Below are 18,489 nucleotides of genomic sequence, written 5' to 3'. Positions count from 1 at the left end.
GTTATATCCCCGGCGCGAGGGTTGCTCACGCCCGGGGAGTTGTCAACAATAACTATTCCTGTACTGTTACAGATGTTCCCAAAGCCACTCTGTTATACAAAGCTTTGACATCATCATTACGCATCCGGATGCAACCGTGAGACACTGCTTGTCCCACCAGTTCCTCATCATTGGTACCATGAAACCCGATGTAGTTTGTTCCATCACTCCAAAATGCCATCCACCTTGGACCAAGAGGGTTTTCTGGTCCTGGAGCAACAACTTCACCAGTGATAGGATGCTGCCAAACTGGATTTTGAACCATCTGTGTCACTTGGAAATTTCCTGTAGGGGTTTCCCAACCAGGCTGACCGATGGCAACTGGATAACTGGCTTCGAGTTTATCTCCTCGATAAACATAAAGACGACGCTCACTTAGTTTAATCACTAAACGAGGGGTATTATTAAAGAAATCTTCCTCTTGCCGCAGATAGTGATTGACTTCGTCGAGAGGAGACAATTCTGGTGTTTCAACCCTTGGCAGAAAGCTTTCATAGGGAATTTCTTTCCAGTTAGTGAAACTAGTATTGGTTAGATCAGCGGCGGCAGTGGCTACCTCTGCGTATAATAACGGGATAGCTACACTTAAGCCGCACACAATTAAGCGTTGAGTGGAAAGTTTTCCGTTCACGATTTCCTCTTAGCTAGTCGATATTTTATGTGCATATTTTAATTGATCATGTTTTGTTCACTTTTGACCGTTGACTGTTGACGGTTCTACCGATCCCACGGCTTTGATCTAAACACCCATGATCTAAACACCCATGATCTAAACACCCATGATCTAAACACCCATGATCTAAACACACATAGCTATCAGACTTTATCCTTTAGAGGTTGCTGAACTAAAAAACTGACTCAAGTATAGTTGGGTCAGTTATAGCGTTTCTCGCTCCTTATGAGGTACATTCAATTTTCACGCGGTGCCACTCCCTACTCCCTACTCCCTACTCCCTAAAACCAAGATAGATGTCACACTGATTGCTTAATGTTAAGTTGTGACATATCACTGGGTGCAACTGCGCCTTTTTCAGTAATAATGGCAGTGATTAACTCCGCCGGAGTAACATCAAAAGCTGGGTTATAAAATTCCACTTTAGGAGGACAAATCACTGTTTCCCCAATCTGATAAATTTCTGAGGGGTGACGTTCTTCAATAGGAATTTCTTGGCCAGTAGATAGCTGAAAATCAATGGTTGAGATCGGAGCAGCCACAAAGAAGGGTATCTGATGAGCTTGAGCAATCAGGGCTAAACTATAGGTACCAATTTTGTTAGCCGTATCTCCATTGGCAGCAATTCGATCAGCTCCCACTACAACCGCATCAATTAGCCCTTGTTTCATACAATGGGCGGCCATGCTATCAGTAATTAAAGTAACCGGAATACCTTCTTCGACGCATTCCCAGGTCGTTAACCTAGCACCTTGCAAGCGGGGGCGGGTTTCGTCAGCATATAATCTGGCTAATCGCCCCTCCCGCCACGCCGAACGCACCACTCCCAAGGCAGTACCATACCCAGCTGTTGCCAACGCTCCTGCATTACAATGGGTCAGAAGACACAGTTTGTCGGGGGTTGTCGGTAATACTTCTAATCCGCGATCGCCTATGGCTTGACAGGTTTGTAAATCCTCCAGCTGAATTTGTTTAGCTGTTTCAAGTAAGGAAGCTTTAATCTCTTCTACTGTCCCGATCGTTTCATAGGCATTTTTAAGCATCCGCATGATTGCCCAAAACAAATTCACGGCTGTAGGACGAGTTTGCCGCAACTGCTGCGCTACAACTTCAAGCTCTTCGAGGAAAGCCTTGCGTTCGTTAGTTTTAATCTCTCTTGCGCCAAGGTAAATGCCATAAGCTGCTGCGATCCCAATCGCTGGCGCTCCCCGAACAATCATAGTTTTAATCGCCTCAACCATATCTTCACAGCGGCTGATTTCTACAATGGAATATTTGCCGGGTAAGCGGTTTTGGTCAATAAGGAAAACTCGGTCGTTTTCCCAAACAACGGGATACACTTGGTATGTGGATGAGTTCATATAAGTTCGGTATATTCTTAATTATTAATTGTTTATTATTAATTGCTATTTTGTTCACGGTTGACGGTTAACAGTTAACAGTTAACTCTCAACCGTCAACCGTCAACTGTTAACATTGATAAATTAACTAACAGCAGATGGCTGTTTACTAAAGAACGCTTCCCTGATCTGTTCAGCAATTTGAGAGCCAGTCAGCCCCAAATCAGCTTTTGATTCATCGGGCTTGGCATGATCCACTAATTTATCCGGTACACCAAAGCGTTTGAGGGGAACTAATATATCATTATCCATCAGTGCTTCTGCCACCGCTGAACCAAACCCACCCATTAAGCACCCTTCTTCTAGGGTAACTACACGACCAATTTTCTGAGCCAAGGGGAAGATTAATTCTGTATCTAGGGGCTTGACAAAACGAGCATTAATCACTGTTGCTTCAATACCATGCTCGCTAAGAATTTCAGCGGTTTGCATGGCGGTGTAAACCATACTGCCGTACCCTACCATTAACAGGTCGTCACCATTACGCAATAGTTCTGCTTTACCAATGGGTAGTGCTTCCCAACCATCTTCCATCAGGGGAACGCCATAGCCACTACCCCGAGGATAGCGCATGGCAATCGGACCATCGGTGTGGTTTACTCCTGTAACTACCATACGTTGCAGTTCAGCTTCGTCTTTGGGAGCCATAATTACCATATTGGGAATGCATCGCAAATAGGCGATATCATACATCCCTTGGTGAGTAGGGCCATCTGCACCCACAATTCCTGCACGGTCGAGGCAGAAAAAGACCGGTAGGTTTTGGATACAAACGTCGTGAATAATTTGGTCGTAAGCCCGTTGTAAGAAGGTGGAGTAAATAGCTGCAACCGGTCGCATTCCTTCACAGGCTAGGCCAGCCGCTAGGGTAACGGCATGTTGTTCCGCAATCCCTACATCAATGTATTGGTTAGGGAGTTTTTCTTGCAATTTATTCAACCCTGTGCCGGTAGCCATAGCTGCCGTGATGCCAATGATTTTGGGATTATTCTGAGCTAGTGTGACCAGGGTGTGGGCAAACACTTTGGAATAGCCCGGGGGTTTGGGTTTTTTAGCGGGAAGCGCTTTACCGGTAGCTAGGTTGAAGGGACTTTGGGCATGGTAACCCACTTTGTCTGCTTCTGCGATCGCATACCCCTTGCCCTTCGTAGTTGCCACATGCACCAGCACTGGTCCATCTAGCTTGTGGGCGTTTGTAAAGGTGAAAATTAACTCCTCTAGATTGTGACCATCTACCGGTCCGATGTAGGTAAAGCCCAGTTCTTCAAAGACAGCTCCGACCTTAGGTACAGCTAAACGCTTCATCCCTTCCTTGAGCCGTTGCAAGTCTGGGGATAAAGACTCACCGACAAAGGGGAGATTTTTGAACTGTTCCTCCAAATTGTCAGTAATAAACTGCATCGGCTCAGAAAGCCGCACTTTGTTGAGGTAACGGGGAATAGCCCCGACATTGGGGGAGATGGACATCTCATTATCATTGAGCACCACCAGGAGTTTAGTATGGGGTAAGTGTCCGGCATGATTGATGGCTTCCAATGCCATGCCACCGGTCAGAGCACCATCACCAATAACTGCTGCTACTTTGAAGTTTTGCCCTTTGCGGTCTCGGGCGATCGCCATACCCAAAGCAGAAGAAATACTGGTGGAGGCATGACCGGCTCCAAAGTGATCAAACTTATTCTCGCAACGCTTTAGATAACCAGCAATACCATCTTTCTGCCGTAGGGTATGGAATCGGTTATAGCGCCCCGTGAGCATTTTGTGGGGATAAGCTTGGTGTCCAACGTCCCAGACTACCTTATCATAGTCAAGGTCAAGTGTTTGATATAGAGCTAGGGTTAATTCTACCACTCCCAAGCCTGGACCTAAGTGACCACCACTAGTAGCTATGGTTTGGAGGTGTTTCTCGCGAATTTGACGGGCAATTTCCTCTAGTTGACGAATCGATAGACCGTGCAACTGATTTGGATGAGTAATTTCACTGAGATGCATACCGTCTCTTTGAATTGCTACTGGATCGTGTTAATGTTTGTCTTTCGACTCCCTAAAAGTATCCAATAATTTGGCGCTTCGAGGGTTATATGGAAGCTAAAGATTACCTGAAAAAGGGCATTTCTGGTCAATTTTCTATTGTAAATTTTCCTTGCGACCAGCAGCCTTTAACCATTGCTCCCGATACTCCAGTAACGGAAGCGATCGCTACGATGAATCAAACCGGAAGGAGCTATGTGCTGGTAGTACAGCAGCAGAAATTGCTAGGTATTTTTACAGAACGGGATGTGGTCCAAGTAGCATCAGCTGGAATGGTACACTCAGCTGTTTCCATTGCTGATGTGATGACTCAAGAGTTAATTACCTTGCCCATCATACCGACACCAGACATTGTTTTGGTCGAGTCCCGATTACGTCAATACCAGATTCGTCACCTACCCCTAGTGGATGAGCAAGGTCAAGTAGTACGTGTGGTGACCCCCCACACCATGGCAGCAATCCTCTCTGCTATCGTGACTAAGGTGGAAGACTTACAGCAACATTTGACTCAAAAAGAAGGGGAATTAGTGGCAGCTAATCACCGATGGCAGCAGGAAGTTGCTGTCAATCAGCAGTTTGAGGAGGAATTGGGGGAAAATGAACATGCCTGGCAGTTGAGCCAAGAACGTCTTGAGAGTATTCTGGCTTCCCTAGAAGCAGTGGTATGGTCTTTTGATCCTTCCATTGACAAACTGCTTTATCTTAACAGTGCTACCGAGCAAGTCTATGGTCGCAGTATCACTGAGTTCTTCGGAAACTTACGCCTGTGGGAATCAGTGGTTCACCCAGAGGATGTCGAAACCTATCAACTGGCCGACCAAACCCTGCTGTCAACTGGTGCCAAAGATATTGACTACAGAATTTTGCGACCGGATGGAGCTGTGAGTTGGATTCGCCATCGCGCTCACCTCCTCACAGATGCTAATAACACTCCCATTCGGATCTATAACATAGCCATCGACATCACACAGCTCAAACAGGTCGAGGAAAACCTCAAAGCTACCCTAGTTGAGAAAGAGGTGCTGCTCCAAGAAATTCACCATCGGGTCAAAAACAACTTACAAATTGTTTCTGGCTTGCTACACTTGCAATCTGTGACAGTAGATCAACCCGAAACCCGATTACAGCTGTCGGAAGCTCGCCATCGCCTTGAAGCCATGGCTCTAATTCACAAGAAACTTTATGGTGCCTCAGTGATAGGCAACCTGGATGTAGTCGATTATATCCAGAACCTAGCCGTGAACTTACTGGTAGCTTATCAAGTCACTAGCGATAGGATTCAGTTACACACCACTATTGAACCGATTCCCCTCAGTCTTGATCAGGCCATCCCTTGCGGTCTAATCATCAATGAACTGGTATCCAATTCCCTGAAGTACGGGTTTCCCAATGGACGCTCTGGTGAGATTCACATTGAATTGCACCGTAGCGGGGATGATGACGTTGAATTGATTGTCCGAGATAATGGGGTTGGTTTACCAGAAAAGTTAGATTGGCGTAATACCCAGTCTCTAGGATTATCGTTAGTTTATGACCTGGCAACGGAACAATTAGACGGGAGTATGTTTCACGGCCATAGCGAGGGCACAGCTTTCCGAATAGTATTCTCAACAGCAACAATTCTAGAAGCAATAGGACAACAATCGTGATTACCAGGGTGTTAGTTGTAGAAGACGAAGTTATTGTTGCTAAGACAATTGCTAGCCAGCTTAAGCAATTGGGGTATATGGTATCAGCTACTGCTTCATCTGGCTCTCAAGCCATTACCAAAGCCGCTCAAACTAAGCCTGACTTAGTGCTGATGGACATTTTCCTAAAAGGCAAGATGGATGGTATTACTGCTGCTAGGCAAATCCGTGAACATTTACGTATTCCTATCGTCTATTTGACTGCCTATGCAGATGAAGATACCTTGCAACGGGCTAAAGTTACCCAACCCTTTGGTTATGTTACTAAACCGTTTAACGAGAGAGACTTGCGGGTTGCCATTGAAATGGCTCTCCAGCAATACCAGATGGAGCAGTCGTTGCAGAACAGCCAAGCTCAGTTGTCATCCATTTTAAACTCTATCGATGATGCAGTTATTGCTACCACCCCACAAGGTACGATTACTTTTATGAATGCTTCCGCTGAAGCTCTGACTGGCTGGCACCAATCTGAGGTATGGGGGCGAGATGTGACTTCAGTGTTCCCAATTGTTAATGATCTGACCGGGAATCTAGTCAAGTATCCCCTAGATAAAGTGATCAAGACCGGACAAGTTGTCTATCTGGGCGAGCATAACGCTTTGATCGCAAAGGACGGTGGTCGAATTCCTGTTGGTAATAGTGCCTCACCCCTAAAAGACCAACTGGGAAACGTGAATGGAGTAGTTCTGGCGTTTTGGGATATCAGCGAGGATCCTCAGACAGAAATGTTAGAGGAGGTGTTGGCAAAAGAAGAAGAAATCCAAGATTTCCGCTCCCAGTTCGTTTCCACCGTTTGCCACGAATTCCGTAATCCCCTCAGTGTGATCCTAACTGCTGCTGAGTTACTTAAGCGCTATGGTAATCTGGCCACTCAGGAGCAAAAGCAGCGTTATCTAAAACGAATTACTATTTCAGTAGAGCGCATGACTGAGTTGATGGAAGAGGTGTTGCTAATCGGTCAAGCTGAAGTAGGTCGGCTAGATTTTATTCCAACTCCGATGAACTTAGAGCAATTCTGCCAGGATTTAATTGCAGAACTATGCCTAGATGAAGCCAGCCGCAACCGGATTGTTTTTACCTCTGATAGGATCTATACACAAGTCTGTATGGATGATAGACTTATACATTACATTATAACTAATCTGCTTACCAATGCTTTGAAGTATTCTCCTTCTCATGAAATCGTGACCTTTCACCTAACTTGTGATTTGAAAGAGCAGTTGGTTGTGTTCCGCATCCAGGATAAAGGAATTGGGATTGCTGAAGCAGACCAAAAGAAAATTTTCGAGTCTTTTTATCGAGCCAAAAATGTGGGGACAATTCAAGGGACTGGTCTGGGACTATCGATTGTGAAACGCTGTGTAGAACAGCATCAGGGAGAGATTGAACTGACTAGCCAATTGGGCGTTGGGACAACATTTACGATTAAAATTCCCATAGTAAATAATGGGGAAGTAAGACTTCTGAATTCAGACGTCACAAGTGCTGATTGGCAATGGCTCGGGAGTAGTCACAATTAGCTATAGCAAGTCTTATACCCATGAGGTACAAATTTTTAGGTTTTAGGTTTTAGGTTTTAGGTTTTAGGTTTTAGGTTTTAGGTTTTAGGTTTTAGGTTTTAGGTTTTAGGTTTTAGGGAGCAGGGAGCAGGGAGCAGGGAGCAGGGAGCAGGGAGCAGGGAGCAGGGAGCAGGGAGCAGGGAGCAGGGAGCAGATAAGAGGCAAGAGGCAAGAGGCAAGAGCGACTGCATCAAGACGGTAAGAGGTAAAAAAATATTTGTACCTCTTAGCTATGAGAAACGCTATATCTTTTTACCGATAAGGGTAAGGGTGTGTTTAAAACAAGAGTAGTTTAAAAAAAGCGAAACTTTATGGATATTAATACCAATAAAAAATGACAAAGGACAAATGACAAAAAAACCTGGCTTAAAACTTGTTATTACTGCGGCGATCGCATTTTTTTTATTCACCTTAGTTTTTACTCTACATCGACATTATACCTTTTATTCGTCTTACGACCAAGGAATTTTTAATCAAGTCTTCTGGAATGGCAGTCACGGTCGCTTCTTTCAGAGTACTCTTTCATCCCAGCTGTCTACTAATGTAGTTCATAATGGGGAAGTTCCAAATGTCTATTACCACCGATTAGGGCAACACTTTACTCCCGCGCTGTTACTTTGGTTACCGTTATATGCTTTGTTTCCATTTCCCGCGACTCTAACCGTTTTGCAGGTAACGTTGGTAACAGCTGCTGGTGTAGTTTTGTATATCCTGGCCAGACAGTATCTGCAACCGATGTTAGCAGCAATGATTACGGTTAGCTTTTACTGTGCTAATGCTATTCTTGGTCCGACCTTAGCCAACTTCCATGACATCTGCCAAATTCCGCTGTTTGTGTTTGGGCTACTGCTAGCTATGGAAAAACGCTGGTGGTGGCTGTTTTGGTTGCTGGCAATTTTGATTTTAGCTGTACGGGAAGATTCCGGGATAGGTTTGTTTGGTGTGGGATTCTATTTAATTGTCAGTCGGCGCTACCCTCGCATTGGTCTGGCAGTTTGTACCCTCAGTTTCGGTTACATACTTGTCTTGACCAATCTAATTATGCCCCTATTTTCGGAAGATATTTCTCAACGGTTCATGATCGAGCGTTTTGGTCAGTACGCTGATGGGGATGAGGCGTCTACCCTGGAAATTCTTAAGGGTATGCTGACCAATCCCTGGCGTTTACTAGTAGAATTGTTTACTCCCTTTTTTGGTACTATTCAGTATTTATTAGGTCAATGGTTACCGTTAGCATTTATACCAGCTATTGCTCCCGCTTCTTGGTCTATTGCAGCATTTCCTTTGCTAAAACTTCTGTTGGGTAAAGGTCAATCAGTGCTTGCGATTAATATCCGCTATGCGATGACCGTAGTACCTGGGCTATTTTATGGCGCGATACTTTGGTGGTCAGCTCATCCCCAATTTAGTGAAGCTGTGATCTCGGCTAGGTCTAAGTTTCGGCGCTTTTGGATTTTTTGTCTAACCCTTGCGGTAGTGTTGACCATTACCTCTAGCCCAAATCGAACCTTTTATTTCCTCCTTCCGGATTCCTACCAACCCTTCGTCTATGTGCCCTTAACGCAACAGTGGTCTCGTGTGGGGTCGATCCGGTCATTACTGGCTCAGATTCCCGCAAATGCTAGTGTCTCAGCCACTACCTATCTAGTGCCTCATCTGTCAGGACGTCGGGAAATCATCCGCTTAGCTGACTTACAGTTGCGCAATGATAATGGCGAGGTGGTGAAGGTGGATTATGCGATCGCAGATTTATGGCGGTTACAACGCTATCAAATTGCCTTTAAGCATGATGGTCAGCGGTTGCGCTCTTTAGTTAACATGATTGACCGGGTCACCAAGACTAACGAGTATGGCATCATTGATTTTAAAGATGGTGTGATTTTGATGCAAACAGGAGTAGCATCTAATCCAGAAGCGATGACAGCATGGCTCAGCTTTAGGCAAGAGTTGGATGTGTCAACTACAGGATCAGGACTTACGCATTTGCCCCCTAAATCCCCCAATTCTGGGGGACTTTGACATCATTACCCCCCAGAATTGGGGGGCTAGGGGGGCGAAATACACTTAACCGCGTAATTACTGAGGATAATAACTGTAATCCCATAGCAAAGGCAACAGGGAATAGGGAACAGGGAATAGGGAACAGGGAATATGGCATCAAAAATTATCACAATTCCGACACGGATTGCTAAAGCGTCTTCCTGGGTACAGGTCTTCTGGCTATTGAGTGCTTCGGCCATAAACTGATATTTATTAATAAATAATATTAATAAGATCAGTTCAATAAACATTAAATGCCTAGCACCAGTACTACGTCCTACGCGATTGACTTTGGCACGAGCAATACGGTAATCACTCGCTGGAACCCTGTCACGGAAACGCCAGAAACCATCACCTTACCAGGACTTGCTCTGCAACTTAGTCAAAATCCTCCCTTAATTCCCAGTTTGGTGTATGTGGAAGATGCGGCTCAGGGTAAGGTTATGGTTGGACAGGCAGTACGCGATCGCGGATTGGATCTAAGCAGTGACCCTCGATTTTTCCGCAGCTTCAAACGGGGGATTGGTGCTGAGGTTCAGGGATTTCTGCCAGAACTGGATGGGATCGGGATCACCTTTGAACAAGTTGGGGAATGGTTCCTCAACCAAATTATTGAAAACTTATCAGCCCTCCAGTCCGAGGCGGGGGATTCTGCCATTGAATCGGTTATTCTGACTGTGCCTGTGGATAGCTTTGAAGCTTACCGCCATTGGCTTAGTGGAATCTGTCAATCGTTGCCAGTGGAACAGGTGAGGATGCTGGATGAACCGACAGCGGCGGCCTTGGGCTATGGTATTGCGGAAGGGGATACTCTGCTAGTTATAGACTTTGGTGGTGGCACCCTCGATTTATCTCTGGTGCAGCTGAATCAGGAGGCTCAAGGGAATAAAAAACCCCTCGGGTTTATTCTTAAGTGGGGGCAAAAGTCCTTTGGTGAAGGGTCTAGCCAGAAGGTGAAAATTGCCCGTGTGCTGGCGAAAGTGGGACAAAACTTGGGTGGGACAGATATTGATAACTGGCTGGTGGATTATTTTGTGGAAACTCAAGGGTTAATGCGATCGCCTTTGACTACTCGACTAGCAGAACGCCTGAAAATTCAACTATCTGAGCAGTCTGAAGCCACGGAAGTCTATTTTAATGATGAAACCTTCGAGAGTTACGAACTAAAACTAGACCGGGAGACCTTTGAAACTATCCTCAAAGAACACCAGTTTTTTGATACCCTTGATAATAAGATGACGGAAGTGTTGCAACAAGCAAGACGCAACGGTATAGAAGTGCCAGATATAGATGGTGTCTTGTTAGTGGGTGGCACCGTGAAGATCCCAGCAGTTCAGGCATGGGTAAACCAGTATTTCGACTCAAGCAAGGTTCGTTGCCAAAAACCCTTTGAAGCGATCGCAACTGGCGCACTTCAGCTCAGCCAAGGTATCGAAGTCCAAGATTTTCTCTACCATAGCTACGGAATTCGCTATTGGGATAGACGGTTAAAGCGTCACAACTGGCACTCTATCATTAGAGAAGGACAGCCTTACCCCATGAGTGAGCCAGTAGAACTATTCTTAGGAGCATCGGTAGAGAATCAACCGAGTATAGAGCTAATTTTAGGAGAGTTAGGCTCCCAAACTGGTGGCACAGAGATTTATTTTGAAGGCGATCGCTTGATTACTCGTCAGTTAGGCCAGGGTCAATCTGCTGTGCAACCCCTCAATGACAGGGATGGGGCAAGAAGTCTGGCTAACTTAACACCCCTGGGCAATCCCGGAAGCGATCGCATTAAACTCCAGTTTCAAGTTGATGCTGAACGTTACTTGAGAGTTACTGTAGATGATTTACTTACCAATGAAACCTTATTGGCAAATCAGGTAGTGGCTCAGTTAAGTTAATTGGTCATATCATGTTCGGTTGAACACTTATAAATAGTAGGTAATAGGGAACAGGGAACAGGGAACAGGGAACAGGGGATCAGTGCGTCGTGCGTAGGGTGCGTTAGGGGCGGGCTTGCCCTCATGTTAAACTTCGTAGCGACTGTTGCAACAGCCCGCTCCGTAACGCACCACTAATAAACTTCATCGTGAGTGCCAATATCAATCAAAAGTATTTCTTCTTCTAAGGTGTCTGGATTTTGTTCAAAGTTGAAAATAAGACGACAATCATATTCAACCGAACAAGCCCAAGCACCTGATAATTTACCTTTGAGTTTATGAGTGCGTAGTATAGGATTATATAGAAATTATATATCCCATAAGGTACAAATTGATCCCCCTAAATCCCCCTTAATAAGGGGGACTTTGAGGTTAATGACCGTACCTCATAACTGCGAGAAACGTTTAATTCGGCGATCACATCATCAACTGTACCCCGAAAAACGTTACCTTGTTGATAGTCTTGGTGAGCTTTAGTAATATTAACAGCGATTTCTTCTCTTCTTTGTTCAATTTGTCTATGTCTAATAATATTAATTAAATCGTTTTTTTTCTCTAAAGAAAGAGCGTCAATCATTTCTAAAATTTGATTGAAGTGACTTGTTTGCATATTTTTGACTCTCTTAAGCTACGGGCGATCGGATTATGAGTCCGATAAAGTTATTTTAACTCACAATAAAAGATAAAATATTAGGGTAACAAGTGTAAAAATCAAGGGGTTTGGGTGCTGCCTTCCTTAGAGGATATATGAAAATTTTTTTGATACTGAATTTTGCCCCCCTAGCCCCCCAATTCTGGGGGGAACAAGAATCTATTTGCTGGTAAAAGTCCCCCGAGCGAGGGATTGCTCGCTCGGGGGATTTAGGGGGCTTATATGTAGCAAATGAGACTTCTCAGACAACCTCTTATAATCAATCGGGTGAAGCAGCAGATGTTGATTACTTTGAGCGCACCCTACAATAGACTAAGCACTATTGCCTCTTATCTCTTCCCTGTTCCCTGTTCCCTGTTCCCTGTTCCCTATGATTCTATCAGCAACCAAAACCGGTATCAGTCCAGAAGAATTTATTGCTCAGTATGGAGACGATCAACGCTACGAACTCATTGATGGAGAGCTAATTGAGATAGAACAAACTGGCTCCCACGAGCAAGTCGTGGCGTTGATTAGCCGAAAGCTTAATGTCGAAATAGATCGTTTAGATGTACCTTATTTTATTCCACACCGTTGCTTAATTCAGCCTTTGGGAACCTTCAACGCTTTCAGACCAGATCTGGTTGTGCTTGATGAAGGAGAACTAATCAACGAACCACTGTGGGCAAGGGAACCAGTAATAACTCTGGGTACTACTGTAAAACTCGTGGTTGAAGTGGTTAGTACAAACTGGCAGAATGATTATGCTCGTAAGTATGAAGATTACGAAGCTTTGGGGATTCCAGAATACTGGATTGTCGATTATCTCGGTATTGGCGGAAAATATTTTATTGGTAGCCCCAAACAACCGACGGTAACGGTCTGCTGTTTGGTGAATGATCAATATCAGAAAGTAATGTTTCGTAGAGTGGATTATCTCAAATCTTATGTTTTTTCTAATCTTAAGTTATCTACAGATCAATTATTTATAGGGCTGCGCTGAGGCAAGGGGGAAGGATCTCTAGTTTGACCCGGTGGTGCGTTATGGGCCGGGCTATCTCAACCGATATCAACAGGGAGAAAATCAAGGGGAGCCCGTCCCTAACACACCCTACGCCACTGATAGCTGATTACTTACCCCTAAACTTCCGTCCATCCTTCAATGGTAGCCATCAAAATGTTAACTAAAGGATGGTCTATCGCTTCCTTAAAAGCTTCCACTCCTCCAGCTTTGATAGCATTGACTACCTTAGCTTTTAGGGTTGGGTTATTCTTGATTTCCTCAGCAGCCCTCGCTACAACTGTTAACTTCTCAATCTCAGTACTAGCGGAATTAGTCTGGGATAGTTGGTTTAGAAGTTGCTGAATTTCAGCTGCTGCTTCGGCTAGGTTTTTGTCAGGAGCATGGTGGTGTATAACATCCCCTTTATTATCTCTCCCAGCAATACCACCACCTATAGTAGAGTTATTGACAAGATTAGAGTTATTGTTAGGATTATTAGCTTGGCCTTGGTCTATATCAAAACTCTGTGAATTATCTGACATATCATTATCCGCTTGAACTGTATTTGTAAGATTTATTGTAGGATTAGATAACTGATTAGTAGTAAAAGCAGCTCTAACAATTTCCTTAACATCCTTGAGATGACTTCTTTCCGCTTCTAGCAGAGCCGTTTGTTTCGCTGCTTGCAGCCTAGCTTCATAAACTGCCAAAAATTCTCTTTCAACTTTCCCCTTATCAGTTGATTCTGGAACTTCCAACGTAAGTAAAATATCATTTCCCTTTCTCTCAATTCCTTGAATCGAATCACCAGTAATTTCAGGATTTTTACCTATTAACTCTTGAAAGGCTTGACGAAATGCTTCTGGATTAACCCCATTACGCAGAAGAATCTGCACCGTATTCATAACCTGCTGATAAAGCTTTTCAAAATCCCCTGCTTGAAAAACCCGATTAGAGTCATGGGGGCGGCGCTCTCGACTTCCCATCGCATTGGGATTCTCTAGTAAAAACACATACTGACAATCAACATCAGTTAACCTAGTTGTTGAATCAATATTCCACGCTTCTAAACAAGCTCCCGTAAAATAGGCATTAGTAAAATCAGTACCAACTGCTTGAGCTTCCGTTAAATTAGCCCATTCTAAATTAGCATCCTCTAAAGTGGCTTCGCTAATATCAGCCAGTTTTAGATTCGCCTTATTTAGATTAGCCCCTCTTAAGTTTGCACCCCTAAGATTACCCTTAACATAAGACTTATTGTAACCATTACCACTAACCAATAAATCTCTGACAGCTCTATCAGCTAAGATAGTTTTACCAGGTCTAGTTCGATCCAGCTTAATAGTATTTTGCCAACAAGTATGAGTAAGATTAGCTTCTCTTAAATCTGTACTTTTGAGGGTAGCTCTCGTAAAATCAGCATTGGTTAAATCAGCTTTGTAAAAACTAGTACCTCCTGTGGCAGCAAAGGCAATAGCAATACTGCGAATCCAGGCATCTTTGAGGTCTCCTGTTAGAACACGCCAGCCCAGGTAAGTCCCAAGTAAAGCTAGGACTATAGTTATAACTCCGGCTAACTCTCCAGCAAAAGCTCCGGAAAAGGCAAAGGCTACAGTTCCGGCAACGGTAAAGGCTACAGCTCCGGCAAAGGCAAAGGCAAAAACTCCGCCTACGGCACCGGCACAAGCTACGCCTAGAGCTTGGGTAAATCCCACGACTACGGCAGCAGCACCAGCTCCGGCTCCGGCTCCGACTATGCCTACAAACCCGGCAACGCCGGCTAAATCTCCTGTACGGGCACCGGTTCCGGCTCCAGATACGGTTCCAGCAACGGCTAGAACCAAAGCTCCGACTCCGGCAATGCCTATGGCCAAAGTTCCGGCTTTTTCGATACTTTGACGAAGGGTAACAGTAAATAAGACAACTATTACAACCAAAGCTATCCAGGCGAAAACTTGCTCTACCACACCTTGAAAGGTAAATATATGCGCTACTAAAAACCTACCAGACAAGCTGGTAAATCCAGATACTCCTGACGTTATCCATGAAAGCAATAGAAGAACAATTACCCACCGTTTTTGTAATCCCGCCTTCGCTTTACAAAACCTAGTATCCCTTAAAATAGCATTCTTAAAATTTGTGCCTCGAATATCCGCTTCACTAAAATCCGCCCCTGAAAGGTCTTGCCCCTGAAACGATTGACCTCTAAGATTTTCCCTGCGGAAATCCCTTTCTCCTGCTGCATACTTTTCCAGAACGTCTTTAGCTTTCATCAGCCATAGTCATATATGTAGTAAAGGGAACAGGTAAGAAGGAATAGGTAACTTTAGTTAAATCAGTTTAGTATAACAAGCAGTTATTGTCAATAAACTGGAAATAGTTCTTAATAAACTATACCTAATTGTGTTGATTAACCGACAGACGGTTTTCGAGAGAAACCCAGCAATAGGTTGTTGTAGCTGAAACCGACTTCTACCGTTCCGATGCTCTTTTGGAGCCGCTAAATGCGATCGCACTTCCCAATTCCATTAAATTAAAACAAAAAAAAATAGCCGTAGAAATACTATCCACGGCTATATCAATACTGTAAAACAATAGGACAAATATTCCCAGGTAATTCTTGGTATTTATCGGCAAAAACCGTAAGTGTACCCATCTTTTTTGTGAACCCTGGTCAAGTTCTTAACGTGTAAGCTTATTGCCTTATTCCCTCGGACTGTGTAATTGAAGGAATTACTTTTGCTCCTAGGGTTAACTCTCCCAAACTCCCCAGTCAGAATGTTTTTGGCTATATCTCCACTGCACCAACCCTTGATCGGTTTTAATGGGTTGTGCCTAATGGGGTAGCCATACTTATTGAGTGCTGCTTTTTGTCTGCCTCCTTGACCTTTACAGGTTACTAACAGTGGTTGATTTGTCCTTAGTTCCAAGATCTCTATATCACCAACACAGGCAGCGTCAACCCAATGTTCCTTTGGGAAACCCAGTTTAATTCGGTTGTACTTGGTTTGCGCTCCCGTTGCAGTAATTAAAGGTTTGATGTTCCAGAGCACTTTTACCAACTTGTTGCGAGTCGCATTTACTGCTGCCGCATCTTTCAGCGGTTGCTTGGCTTTAGTTTTGATTTTTTGCAGCAAACTTGGTTTCTTCTTTAAAAATTCTTCTATTGGTTTATTCCCTTTCCGTTGATTGCATTTTTCGCAAGCTAGACAAAGATTGCTAACCCGATCACTTCCACCTTTAGATTTTGGATGAATGTGTTCAATTTGCAATGGGACGGATTGTTTACCGCAGTAAGTGCATTCCCTTCCCCATTTTTCTAGCAAGTATTCTCTGACTTCATACCCAGCTAATTCCCCTTGTTGGTACTCAACACCATTGATTTCGGGAACTTGCATTTTTTGGGTGTCAAACTTAACTCTTTCTACCCAAATCTCGTTAACCGGGCAAAACTTAATTAATCGTTTGATCCAGGTCTCTATAGTCAAAATCCTGTGCTCTAAGCTAGGTGGAAGCCATCCCTCTGGACGTTTGCGGTTAAGGAATCTTGGTTTTCTGTAACGGGTATGACGGTTACGCCTGCCGCGTCTTACAGCGCTTCTAGACTGTAGTTTTTTCTTGATTAATCCTCCTCTGTGCTCTAATTCCATTCCCCAAATCACCTGATTGTTTTGGACTAGAGCAAACCCAGTGACCTTGCTACCAGGGTCAATTTTTAGTTGACAGTTGGTAACAACAGGATTGTTGATCGCCGTTTTCAAAATAATAGTAAAAGGGTACATCCTAAAAACCGCAGCTTTGCCTTTGTCTAATAACCTTCGTGCCTTCTTTGGTGGAATTGGGTTTAATGGTTGTTTGTTTGTGTCAATAACAAATACATAATTTTGCATGATTAGTGCATCTCAGTTGGTAATGTGTTCCTTGACAATGTTGTAATGGCTTGTTGGGCTAACCACACGTTTGCCTTTGTCTTAATGGCTAGCGATAGAGCTAGAAGCTGGAGTTCACCCCTAGGTATCGTGACCAAAACAACGTAGGAAGTAAATCCTTAGTCTGCAACCTAGTCGGCAATTCCCAGATTTACCGGGAATTACCAAGGCTTAAACTAGGTGTAAACGTTATGTCATGTCTATCAGTTTCCGAATCAATCCCGATGTGATCCTACCGGACCAGACCGGGGGGGAAACCCCCCCATAAATTTAACCTATTAACGCCAAGTTTGATACTTGGTTGCAAAACTAATTACTTGCCCAGGAATCCCCGTCGGTTGCAAAGGGCTCCAGTCGGAAACCGACCCATAACCCAGTGCATAAAGACCGTAAATAGTCTTGGTAACTGCTTCAGGAGAGCCCTTAATGCACTTAATACGTTGTTTCTTAGGATTATTGTCGTGATTCGTAATAAAGTCTGTAGACATAAGTAAAAAACTAAATTACGTTTACAATGATTATTGTAATGATTATACTTGTTATTGTCAAGGACTTTTAGAATTTAGAATTTAGAATTCAACCAAACAACCTTCAACCAAACAACTTTATACCTTCAACCTACCCTTCCGAACCCTCAAAATAGCTAGCACTAAGATCCAGCTCTGAACTCCCTTGGACAATAGCAGTTAGCTCATTTCCTAGGAATATTCCTGTACCTGACGGTAAACCAATCGGGGATGAATCCAAGCGATAATCACTTTTAGAACCACCAAGTTGAATAACATCCTCGCGAGTATCAAAGTCCGTAATCAGAGCATAGTCATCATTCCCTGCTTCATCATACTGAATCACAGTAGTTTCACCGACAAATTGAGACTTTCCCCCTAGCACTAATCTATCCGCTCCCTCCCCACCACTAAGAGTATCAATGCCACTAGTATCACCGACAAAAATAGTAGTAGAGTTACCGTCTTTAGACAAGAAAATACCTCCACCTGTGAGAGTGTCATCCCCTAACCCGCCAGAAATCGAGTCATCTCCACTAATGCCAGCAATAATGTCGTTACCTTCCCCACCATCAAGAGTATCATTTCCTATTCCACCTAAAAGAATGTCATCATCTTCTCCTCCAGAAAAGGAATTATTACCACTAATGCTAGTCAGAATGTCACTACCCTTGCCACCGTTGAAAGTCGCACTGGTTGCTCTACTCACCAGAATGTCATTGCTTCTCCCGCCAAAAATCTGATTTCGACTAAAGCTGCTATTCAACGAAGAAATACCGACTCTAGATTTCAAAAGCGATGCAGCGCGGTCTTGGGGGTTTCCCCCATGAGCGACTGCATCAAGAAAGGCAAGAGGATTGAATTCATCTAGCTTAATGCCAAACTCAGATCCAGAAAAAAAACTATCGTCACTTACCTCAAAAAAACTAATTCTAGATAAAATCATCGTTTTTACTCCTTAAGCTGTTGTGCATTTAAACTGTATATTAGTGAAATCACATTAAAAAGATAGATCCCAGTCCCCTTTTGCCTTTTGCCTTTTGCCTTTTGCCTTTTGCCTTTTAC

Annotated in this window: 17 protein-coding genes; 5 read left to right on the top strand and 12 right to left on the bottom strand. The window is 43.9% G+C overall.

The genetic code is table 11. From position 1 onward, the window contains the following. Positions 1-52: 52 nt before the first annotated feature. The 3 genes from BJP34_RS33425 to dxs all read right to left on the bottom strand — a co-directional run bounded on the left by BJP34_RS33425 (position 53) and on the right by dxs (position 4,104). The gene (locus BJP34_RS33425) at positions 53-670 is read right to left on the bottom strand and encodes a L,D-transpeptidase (protein WP_083305483.1); all 618 of its coding nucleotides are present in this window, start codon (positions 668-670) and stop codon (positions 53-55) included. 341 nt (positions 671-1,011) lie between these two features. Further along, on the bottom strand, positions 1,012-2,073 hold the full coding sequence (gene mtnA / locus BJP34_RS33420) for an S-methyl-5-thioribose-1-phosphate isomerase (RefSeq protein ID WP_070396051.1): 1,062 nt from the start codon (positions 2,071-2,073) through the stop codon (positions 1,012-1,014). A gap of 123 nt (positions 2,074-2,196) precedes the next feature. Next, a complete protein-coding gene (gene dxs, locus BJP34_RS33415; RefSeq protein ID WP_070396050.1) occupies positions 2,197-4,104 on the bottom strand; it encodes a 1-deoxy-D-xylulose-5-phosphate synthase in 1,908 nt (635 codons plus the stop codon). Between the two features lie 89 nt (positions 4,105-4,193). Here dxs and BJP34_RS33410 point away from each other — a divergent pair, with 89 nt between their 5' ends. Beyond that, positions 4,194-5,792, top strand: coding sequence for a sensor histidine kinase (locus BJP34_RS33410; RefSeq protein WP_070396049.1), 1,599 nt, complete (start codon positions 4,194-4,196; stop codon positions 5,790-5,792). Beyond that, on the top strand, positions 5,789-7,351 hold the full coding sequence (locus BJP34_RS33405) for an ATP-binding protein (protein WP_070396048.1): 1,563 nt from the start codon (positions 5,789-5,791) through the stop codon (positions 7,349-7,351). Before BJP34_RS33410 ends, BJP34_RS33405 begins: the two co-directional genes overlap by 4 nt. A 98-nt stretch (positions 7,352-7,449) precedes the next feature. Here BJP34_RS33405 and BJP34_RS49785 read toward each other — a convergent pair whose 3' ends face one another. Next, positions 7,450-7,581, bottom strand: a complete 132-nt coding sequence (locus BJP34_RS49785) for a hypothetical protein (RefSeq protein WP_267876435.1) — start codon at positions 7,579-7,581, stop codon at positions 7,450-7,452. 157 nt (positions 7,582-7,738) lie between these two features. Between BJP34_RS49785 and BJP34_RS33400 the strand changes: the two genes are divergently transcribed. Further along, positions 7,739-9,409, top strand: a complete 1,671-nt coding sequence (locus BJP34_RS33400; protein WP_070396047.1) for a DUF2079 domain-containing protein — start codon at positions 7,739-7,741, stop codon at positions 9,407-9,409. A gap of 26 nt (positions 9,410-9,435) precedes the next feature. On the opposite strand, the gene BJP34_RS41660 is transcribed toward BJP34_RS33400, so the two are convergent. After that, positions 9,436-9,630 carry a hypothetical protein gene (locus tag BJP34_RS41660; RefSeq protein ID WP_149031319.1) on the bottom strand — a complete coding sequence of 65 codons (195 nt, stop codon included), beginning with the start codon at positions 9,628-9,630 and terminating at the stop codon, positions 9,436-9,438. 54 nt (positions 9,631-9,684) lie between these two features. Here BJP34_RS41660 and BJP34_RS33395 point away from each other — a divergent pair, with 54 nt between their 5' ends. Next, the gene (locus BJP34_RS33395) at positions 9,685-11,316 is read left to right on the top strand and encodes an Hsp70 family protein (RefSeq protein WP_070396046.1); all 1,632 of its coding nucleotides are present in this window, start codon (positions 9,685-9,687) and stop codon (positions 11,314-11,316) included. Here the strand turns inward: BJP34_RS33395 and BJP34_RS49780 are convergent. After that, the gene (locus tag BJP34_RS49780; protein WP_267876434.1) at positions 11,313-11,441 is read right to left on the bottom strand and encodes a hypothetical protein; all 129 of its coding nucleotides are present in this window, start codon (positions 11,439-11,441) and stop codon (positions 11,313-11,315) included. The genes BJP34_RS33395 and BJP34_RS49780 overlap by 4 nt on opposite strands. Positions 11,442-11,695: 254 nt before the next feature. Then, a complete protein-coding gene (locus tag BJP34_RS33390; protein ID WP_202972198.1) occupies positions 11,696-11,965 on the bottom strand; it encodes a hypothetical protein in 270 nt (89 codons plus the stop codon). A gap of 412 nt (positions 11,966-12,377) precedes the next feature. On the opposite strand from BJP34_RS33390, the gene BJP34_RS33385 reads away from it, so the two are divergent. After that, on the top strand, positions 12,378-12,989 hold the full coding sequence (locus tag BJP34_RS33385; RefSeq protein ID WP_070396045.1) for a Uma2 family endonuclease: 612 nt from the start codon (positions 12,378-12,380) through the stop codon (positions 12,987-12,989). Positions 12,990-13,126: 137 nt separating this feature from the next. Here BJP34_RS33385 and BJP34_RS33380 read toward each other — a convergent pair whose 3' ends face one another. The 5 genes from BJP34_RS33380 to BJP34_RS33365 form a co-directional block, all read right to left on the bottom strand. Continuing rightward, positions 13,127-15,262, bottom strand: coding sequence for a pentapeptide repeat-containing protein (locus BJP34_RS33380; protein ID WP_070396044.1), 2,136 nt, complete (start codon positions 15,260-15,262; stop codon positions 13,127-13,129). Positions 15,263-15,319: 57 nt separating this feature from the next. Next, on the bottom strand, positions 15,320-15,505 hold the full coding sequence (locus BJP34_RS41655) for a hypothetical protein (RefSeq protein WP_149031318.1): 186 nt from the start codon (positions 15,503-15,505) through the stop codon (positions 15,320-15,322). Between the two features lie 111 nt (positions 15,506-15,616). Further along, the gene (gene iscB / locus BJP34_RS33375) at positions 15,617-16,879 is read right to left on the bottom strand and encodes an RNA-guided endonuclease IscB (RefSeq protein ID WP_070396043.1); all 1,263 of its coding nucleotides are present in this window, start codon (positions 16,877-16,879) and stop codon (positions 15,617-15,619) included. Between the two features lie 317 nt (positions 16,880-17,196). Then, positions 17,197-17,406, bottom strand: a complete 210-nt coding sequence (locus BJP34_RS33370; RefSeq protein WP_070396042.1) for a hypothetical protein — start codon at positions 17,404-17,406, stop codon at positions 17,197-17,199. A 130-nt stretch (positions 17,407-17,536) separates the two neighbouring features. Next, complete coding sequence (locus BJP34_RS33365) at positions 17,537-18,370, bottom strand: calcium-binding protein (protein ID WP_070396041.1); 834 nt, start codon at positions 18,368-18,370, stop codon at positions 17,537-17,539. Between the last annotated feature and the right edge of the window lie 119 nt (positions 18,371-18,489).

Source organism: Moorena producens PAL-8-15-08-1 (genome assembly GCF_001767235.1).
Taxonomy (GTDB): domain Bacteria; phylum Cyanobacteriota; class Cyanobacteriia; order Cyanobacteriales; family Coleofasciculaceae; genus Moorena; species Moorena producens_A.
Note: the sequence above shows the minus strand (reverse complement) of the source record. Positions and strands in the feature narration are given on the sequence as shown.